This window comes from Ochrobactrum chromiisoli (assembly GCF_026241335.1).
Taxonomy (GTDB): domain Bacteria; phylum Pseudomonadota; class Alphaproteobacteria; order Rhizobiales; family Rhizobiaceae; genus Brucella; species Brucella chromiisoli.
Genome location: NZ_JAPHAV010000037.1, coordinates 1 through 5,303, shown reverse-complemented (window position 1 = coordinate 5,303; position 5,303 = coordinate 1). Strand labels below are relative to the sequence as shown.

Here is a 5,303-nt window from a genome sequence, read left to right as displayed (position 1 = left end):
TCTGGCTGATCATCGACGCATCCATGCCGCCATACTTGGCACGCCACTTATAGAATGAAGCGTTGCTCATTCCATGTTCGCGGCATAGCTCCGGTACTGGAACACCACCTTCTGCCTGACGCAGGATCCCAAGAATCTGCGGTTCGCTAAATCTGCTTATCTTCATCAACAATCTCCTCGATCATAATGCCGAGAAAATTCTACTTTTAAAGCCTATTAATTGCCGGGGGGATTACCAGACGACCCTCAAAAGTAGGCTGATCCTATTGGTTTTGCTTGAAGATTCAGGCTAATATGATAGGGTCGGTCATGCTGCTTCGACCCGATCCCTTGCCCCAGGATGCTGCGCAATTGACCCGGATCATTCTCTTACTCGACGAAGAGAATGCCGATCTCAAAGCGCGTATTGCCTTCCTTGAGCGCCAGCTCTTCGGGACGAAATCGGAGAAGATGACGATCATCGATCCAGCCCAGGCAACGCTCGACCTGGGCGATCTAAGCGATATTCCCGTTGCAGCCAATGACGATGCCGCACCGGCCGGTGAAGACAAAACACAGGCACGGCGATCGTCTGCCCGCAATATCGGCCGCTTGCCCAAGCATCTTCCGCGCTATGAAGAGATCATTGAGCCGGAGAGCAAGATTTGCCCCTGCTGTTCGTTCGAACTGCATTGCATCGGCACGGACGTCAGCGAGGCGCTCGACATCGTACCTGCTGTTGTCCGGGTCAAACGGACGATCCGGCCGCGCTATGCATGCCGGGCCTGTGAGAGTGCCATCGTGCAAGCACCTGCACCGGCGCGCGTGATGGACGGTGGCATGGTGACCACGGCGTTTGCCGCGCATGTCGCTGTTTCGAAGTTTGCCTGGCATCTCCCGCTCAATCGACAGGCGCAAATGCTGGCCTCCTGCGGTGTCATCATCGATCGCGGTACGCTTGGCGCCTGGGTGATGCGGGTCGCCTGGTGGCTGGAGCTTCTCTATGACGCGCTTACCGCCTTTATCCGCTCGCAGCCGAGAGTGTTCTGTGACGAGACGCCGTTGCCGCGGCTCGAGCCGGGGCGCAAACGAACCAAGGTCTGCCAGTTATGGGCGCAGGCGGTTGACGACCGTCCCTGGAATGGTCCGGCACCGCCGGCCGTGGCCTATATCTTTGCCGAAAGCCGCAGCGCCCGCGAGATCGAGGGACAATTGTCGTCGTTTACCGGCGTGCTTCAAGTCGATGGATACCAAGCCTATAAAACCATGGTCAAACGTCGGGGCAAGAGCAATGTCGCACCCATGCGGCTGGCCTTCTGCCTTGCTCATGCGCGGCGCAAGTTCGTCGATGTGGTCAAGCTGACGGGTTCTTCGGAGGCTTTGTCGATCCTTGCCAGGATTGCGGAAGTCTATCGGATCGAAGCAAAACTGCGCGGCGAAAGCGCCGATACCCGGCTCGTCGTGAGACGTCGCGAGGCTGCTCCAGTCATGAGAGAGCTGAAAGTCCACCTCACCGAACTGCGCGACGAGGTGTCGGCGAAATCGGCGCTTGGCAAGGCCGTCAGCTACACGCTCAACCATTGGAGCGGGTTGACAGCCTGCCTTGATGATGGCCGGGTCGAGATCGATTCCAATGTGGTCGAGCGTTCAATGAAATCCGTGGCCCTGACGAGGAAGAATTCGCTGTTCGTGGGCAACGAGCGGGGTGGAAAGACTTTCGCTGTCCTCGCATCGCTCGTCAACACCTGTAAACTGAATGGTGTGGACCCCGAGGTCTGGCTTGCCGATGTGCTGGAGCGCATCATCTCCGGCAAAGTGAAAGCCAACGAAATGGAAAGTCTCCTGCCGTGGGCCTGGAAGGCTGAGCGTGAAGCGATGACGCAGCAGGAGCGACGGGCGGCATGATGCACAACAGCCAGGGGACGACGGATCGACCGAAGCTTGATGACGCGGCGTTCGAAGCCTTTATCAGGGGACGCCGTCCGGCATCGCCAATCTGGTCAATGAGCGGTCTCGATGGTTATCTTACGGCTCTGATCATTGGCCCAAAGTTCATCGACCCACGCAAATGGATCCCGGAACTGACTGGCCCGGACGCCCTGAACCTGCCGATGGAAACAACCGAACATCGGGCCGTGCAGACGATCGTTGCGGAATATAACCGTATCTCGGGGAGCCTCTCTGAAACCCCGAAAGACTACCGGCCCAGGTTCACCAGGATCGATGATCAAACCTTTGATCCGTTCGATTGGGACCTCTGCTTTTTGCTGGCAACAGGATACGCGCCGAGACTTTGGCAGCCGGTTCTTCGCGGTCATGCCGTCACCGGCGATATCATTGCGCCAATTCGCAAGCTCGGCGAGACAAAACGCAAAGCCACCCGCCAGGATGCCGCTGACGTCGCTGAAGCACTCGTCAATATCCGAACCTATTTTATGCCGAAGCGGGCAAAGCAAAAGTTTTGACTGCCAGCCGGAAACCCATTCCGTCAATCACGAAAGACGTGGGCTATTCGTTGCGCTCACCCTCAATCTCCGGCCGCCGTGTCGCACGGGAGCTGACGACACTGATCGAACGACGCGGCAAGCCAGGAATGATTGTCTCCGATAACGGCACGGAACTCACCTCGAATGCCATTCTGGCCTGGTCGAAGGATCACAAGGTTGAGTGGCACTATATCGCGCCAGGAAAGCCTATGCAGAACGGCTATGTTGAATCCTTCAACGGTCGGATGCGCGACGAATTGCTCAACGAAAGCCTGTTTTTTGGCCTCGATCACGCCCGCAGCGCCATCGCCCAATGGGCCGACGATTACAACAATTTCCGGCCACACTCGTCGCTGGGATACCAAACCCCGGCGGTCTATGCTGGATCCATCGCCGCAACCGGCTCCAACGCTGCGCAATATGAAAGCTTGGCGTTTCCGCCGGTTGCTACCAACACGCCAATTGGCGTAGTCAAAACCGCCGAGGCTCTAATCGCCGTTGGATGAAAGTTCAGTGGCAGGTCAAGACGTGCCCTAGCTGTGAATATTCCCAAAGTAGGCAGATAATACCTCATCTGTAGGGCCGTCCATTTTTAAACGACCGTGCTCCAGCCAGATGATGCGGTTGCAGTTTTTCATCAATAGCTCTTTCGAGTGGCTTGCTAATACCAAGATTTTAGTGGAACCGACGAGATCATGCATACGCTTATTCGCGCGTTCTTTGAAGTCCTCGTCACCAGTCGATAACCACTCATCCATAATCAAGATTTCCGGACGCACTGATGTAGAGGTCGCAAAAGCCAACCTCAGTTGCATACCGGAGGAATAGGTCCTGAACGGCATATCCAAAAAATCGCCTAAACCCGAAAATTCAGCAATTCCATCAAATTTTCCGTCAATCTCCTTTGGAGACATACCCATCATAGCTGAGCGAAGGCGAATATTTTCCCGTCCGGTTGCATCCGGGTCAATACCAAGTTGAATATTAATCAAAGAAACACATGTTCCATCAATATAAGCGCTTCCCTGTGTCGGCGTGTAAATGCCTGATAACACACGTAACAGCGTAGTTTTTCCAGAACCATTATGACCGATCAACCCGATCCGCTCACCATCACCGAGAGTCATTGATACTCCCTCAAGGCCACGGATCACGACCAATTGGTCACTTTTTCGCTCAATCTTACCACCGGTAGCGATACTGAGAACACGATTCTTTAATGACCGGCTTGATGAATTGTAAATTGGGAATTCAACGCCTACATTGTCTAATCTAATCAAACTCATATCATCACAACCAGTACACTACACGCCAACGGTATCTGCCAAAAAATAGCAACGCAACCACCCATCCCACAACTACTAACACAATCGCTACAACCCAACTAATGCTCTCAGGAGCATACCCGAGCAAAGGAGCCCTAACGAGTTCGACAAAGTGATAGAATGGATTGAATTCTATGAACGCCTTTGAAACATGTTCCGGCAGAACTTTCAACATCCACATAATTGGCGTTGCGTAAAACAATATTTGTAGAATATTTGTTACAACCTGCGTCATATCGCGAAATCTAGCACATATTACCGCAAGAATCAGCATAATCCATGCAAGATTCAAACAAACAAGGATAAAACCCGCAACCGACAGGAGAGCATAAAAATTAATGGAATTCCCCAATATCAAATATATAAATGGAAATATTATAATATTATGAAGAAATATTATAATATTTCTCCAAAGCGTACGCAAAATATGGGTAAATAATGGCATTCTTACTTGTAGAATAATACCTTCAGATCCACTAAAAGTAGTACATCCTTCTGATAAACAGCTAGTAATAAAACTCCACATTATTACGCCAGCGCATACATGCGGTAGGTATTCGTGCATTTCGGATTGAAAAATCGTTCCAAAAATCGCACCAAGAGCACCAATAAAAACCGCCATATTCAACGTGAGCCAAAAAGCCCCGATTCGGGAACGGCGGTACCGCTGCGCCACATCTTGCCAGCCAAAAATCAAAGCCAGACGATACTTAAAAAAAGCTTCGATGATGTCGTTCAATGCGACTTTAAAACCCGTCTTGGGTTTCAATGCGAACGCGATTAGCTCTGCGCTCTTATCCAAAGTTTTAACGCCCATAAAAGAATCCTAATTGAACAGCATGTAGCTATTTGGCGGCATCGCACATGGTCCGTCACTCCGATTGCGCTTAGTAAAGGAAACGTTCGAAATGAGTCAACCGTTTCAGTCACCCAAATGAACTCGTATTATGGCCAAACTCGTACAGTGACACTGAAATCGAATGAGACAGCTCTGTTCGTTTGATCAGTTTCAGGCGTTTTTCTAAATGGATTTCCGCCTTGATTACACGCCTCCACGGTAATCCTCCCGTTTTTAACGGGGCTCTGCAGTAGAATTTACGCAGCCATTATTAGTTTCTGTGCGGGTGTGATGCCGCCGATGCCCATATTGGGCCGTTCGTTGTTATACGTCCAAGCTATTTGGCGGCATCGCACATGGTCCGTCACTCCGATTGCGCTTAGTAAAGGAAACGTTCGAAATGAGTCAACCGTTTCAGTCACCCAAATGAACTCGTATTATGGCCAAACTCGTACAGTGACACTGAAATCGAATGAGACAGCTCTGTTCGTTTGATCAGTTTCAGGCGTTTTTCTAAATGGATTTCCGCCTTGATTACACGCCTCCACGGTAATCCTCCCGTTTTTAACGGGGCTCTGCAGTAGAATTTACGCAGCCATTATTAGTTTCTGTGCGGGTGTGATGCCGCCGATGCCCATATTGGGCCGTTCGTTGTTATACGTCCAGAGCCATTGT

The 5,303-nt window shown here is 51.5% G+C and carries 5 protein-coding genes and 1 pseudogene; 3 read left to right on the top strand and 3 right to left on the bottom strand.

Features of this window, described 5'->3' with window-relative positions; translation table 11 throughout:
• On the bottom strand, nucleotides 1–166 hold a 166-nt coding region (locus tag OPR82_RS22450), incomplete at its 3' end, for a transposase (RefSeq protein ID WP_265987175.1).
• Between the two features lie 143 nt (nucleotides 167–309).
• Between OPR82_RS22450 and tnpC the strand changes: the two genes are divergently transcribed.
• From tnpC to OPR82_RS22435, 3 genes and pseudogenes are all read left to right on the top strand, one after another.
• A complete protein-coding gene (gene tnpC, locus OPR82_RS22445) occupies nucleotides 310–1,884 on the top strand; it encodes an IS66 family transposase (protein ID WP_151607717.1) in 1,575 nt (524 codons plus the stop codon).
• The gene (locus OPR82_RS22440) at nucleotides 1,881–2,444 is read left to right on the top strand and encodes a UPF0149 family protein (protein WP_105528924.1); all 564 of its coding nucleotides are present in this window, start codon (nucleotides 1,881–1,883) and stop codon (nucleotides 2,442–2,444) included. Before tnpC ends, OPR82_RS22440 begins: the two co-directional genes overlap by 4 nt.
• Before the next feature lie 59 nt (nucleotides 2,445–2,503).
• Nucleotides 2,504–2,971: pseudogene (locus OPR82_RS22435) on the top strand (integrase core domain-containing protein); the annotation flags it as partial.
• Nucleotides 2,972–2,998: 27 nt separating this feature from the next.
• Here the strand turns inward: OPR82_RS22435 and OPR82_RS22430 are convergent.
• The gene (locus OPR82_RS22430; RefSeq protein WP_265987172.1) at nucleotides 2,999–3,751 is read right to left on the bottom strand and encodes an ABC transporter ATP-binding protein; all 753 of its coding nucleotides are present in this window, start codon (nucleotides 3,749–3,751) and stop codon (nucleotides 2,999–3,001) included.
• Between the two features lie 4 nt (nucleotides 3,752–3,755).
• A complete protein-coding gene (locus OPR82_RS22425; protein WP_265987170.1) occupies nucleotides 3,756–4,607 on the bottom strand; it encodes an ABC transporter permease in 852 nt (283 codons plus the stop codon).
• Nucleotides 4,608–5,303: the final 696 nt, after the last annotated feature.